The sequence below is a fragment of the Mogibacterium kristiansenii genome (assembly GCF_009695905.1).
In the GTDB taxonomy this organism is placed as follows: Bacteria; Bacillota; Clostridia; order Peptostreptococcales; family Anaerovoracaceae; genus Mogibacterium_A; species Mogibacterium_A kristiansenii.
Window position 1 is genome coordinate 1 of record NZ_VUNA01000036.1, and the last position, 2,165, is coordinate 2,165.

The 2,165-nt window shown below is 36.1% G+C and carries 4 protein-coding genes; 1 reads left to right on the forward strand and 3 read right to left on the reverse strand.

From position 1 onward, the window contains the following. Positions 1 to 180, forward strand: a 180-nt coding sequence (locus tag FYJ65_RS09540; protein ID WP_206157392.1) for a hypothetical protein, incomplete at its 5' end; no start/stop codon positions are given. Positions 181 to 379: 199 nt separating this feature from the next. Here the strand turns inward: FYJ65_RS09540 and FYJ65_RS09400 are convergent. The 3 genes from FYJ65_RS09400 to FYJ65_RS09410 all read right to left on the reverse strand — a co-directional run bounded on the left by FYJ65_RS09400 (position 380) and on the right by FYJ65_RS09410 (position 1,965). After that, entirely contained in the window at positions 380 to 544 is a 165-nt protein-coding gene (locus FYJ65_RS09400; protein WP_154555067.1) for a hypothetical protein, read from the reverse strand. Between the two features lie 45 nt (positions 545 to 589). Beyond that, on the reverse strand, positions 590 to 1,441 hold the full coding sequence (locus tag FYJ65_RS09405) for a hypothetical protein (protein ID WP_154555068.1): 852 nt from the start codon (positions 1,439 to 1,441) through the stop codon (positions 590 to 592). 359 nt (positions 1,442 to 1,800) lie between these two features. Continuing rightward, on the reverse strand, positions 1,801 to 1,965 hold the full coding sequence (locus FYJ65_RS09410) for a hypothetical protein (RefSeq protein ID WP_154555069.1): 165 nt from the start codon (positions 1,963 to 1,965) through the stop codon (positions 1,801 to 1,803). Between the last annotated feature and the right edge of the window lie 200 nt (positions 1,966 to 2,165).

The following is a 2,165-nucleotide window of genomic DNA, read 5'->3' on the forward strand; positions in this document are numbered from 1 at the left end:
AAGATGCATACATTCATTTTAAGGATTTATATATGTGGTATCCAGTTGCAGGAACAACGGTACCATATCTCAGGAATTGCGGTACCCGTTTACTGGAACAGTGGTGCAATTCTGGCAGGAATCTTCAACCTTCGTTTCTACTACAATCATTGTACAGAAAAAGTGTTAAAAGAGTGTTAAGATTTTACACACTGAATTATTAAGATTTCTTAAGATTTGCATTTTTTGAAAATTTCTGGGAATTGAGCACCGGCAACGAGAACTTTACAACTATAAAGGCAAAAAAAGAATATCGAGCGGCATAACAGCTGCTCGATATGTATCGCTTTGACTCTCCACCAACACCATTTGACAAAGAGTGCAAATGATGCAGTTCAAGCTACTTCATTTTACGAATATCTAAAAGCACCGCAATCGCTTCGACTAAAGTAAATACAGGCCAGATCAGCAATGCATATTTACTTACATCTTTTAATAGCAATATGATAATACAGAAAATTTGCAACGCAATAATTATTCCTATTCTATTTTTAAGATTCCGCATTTGTTCCTCCTGTAAATCTTTACTAAATAGAAGAGTGTGCAATGATTAAACTTTTGGCACGTTGTAACCATATTGTACGACTGTTTTTTTCTTCCCTTTGTAATTTGCCTTTGTAAAGGCCGATTCAACAACTTTCACTGCCAAATAGCCTTTTGGAATACCATCGTAAGTTTTTCTCTTTAAGGATAAGCACTTACTGTCACTTCCTACCGTATGAATAAATGAAGCACAGGACACAACATATCCAAGCCACCCAGCATTAAAGAGAATGATCCCTAAAGCAGAAATACTTATTTGCCCTGCTTTTGTATTTAAGTAAATATGTGATTTTTTGGTTTCTTTTCTAAATTTCCAACTTTTTATGTTACTAGGAGGGGTAGAGGTCCACCCGGCTTGTTTCGATCTAAAATTGGTTATTGAATCATTATCAGAATAACTTGACTCTTCTTGAATTACAATTTTTTCACCATCAAGGAATAGATCACCATTGCTACATATTTTTAATTTGTTTTTCAAATCACCCTCAGTTATTGTCAACTCAACATCGCCATTTACCGCTTTCGAGACAACTATATCATCTGTAACATCATTTGTCATCTTCATCGAGTATATTAGTTTCGATTCTCTTCTACTAATATCTTTTATTTGATTTACCGGAAGAGCGAGATCTTTCATTACAGAAAGATCTCTATTGATCTGGCTCTTATCTTTGACTGTAAAGTCATTTGTTTTTGCCAGGCGTGCGATCACTGATTCGCTTGCTGTAACCTGTGATTCAGTATTCCCTGTTACAGCAAACGTCGGGATTATAGAAACTAGAAGGCATACGATCAATGCAATAGAAATAGTTGCATATCGTTTTGCTTTTGATAAAACAGATATTTTCATAATATCCATATCCTCCTTTCATGATAGATAAATAATTTACAAATCTCTAACCTAACCCCAAGTATGGTTGTTACTTGCTAGAACAATGGATTCACCTCCCATCATTATCACTAATTGAATGTGAAGTTAGAATACTATTACTTATTTCTTGCTAATAATTGACAATCTATTGCTTAATAATTTGTGCTTAAAGTATATTATAGTTTTTTGAAAATCCCACCCTATGATTCATATACTTGACAATCATCACCTTTATTGCAATGTGAAATCCTAAATATCAGCAGATTGTAGGAGCTTTTTTTCCGGCATCGGTAAAACGTGAGCATACGAAACGATGCGCCATGACCCTTCGGACGTAATAACTGAAATTATGCTCTTATCGAATCGATGTACGTCTTCAGGACAATCTTCACGATATCCGTGAGCGAATACCGGCATTCCGACAGCAGCCAACTGTATGTAAGGCCACGATGAATTTCACCGATGACTCGCGCCTGATTGTAAGCGGCTTTGCTTTCCCTGAGTTCGCCCATTTGGAGTGCTTCTCGCAGAAGTGTATAGAGGATTTGGAAATAGGAAGCAGCATTGATGATTATTTCTTTAGCAGGTGAATTGAAAAAGTAAGTTCCAGTTCAGCCAAAAAACTTTCCGCTTTGCAAAAGTAAATTCTGGTAGGGGGCTAAAATTAGAGTAAAAAGCGAAAATACCGTACAAATATGGCGAATACGGAAGG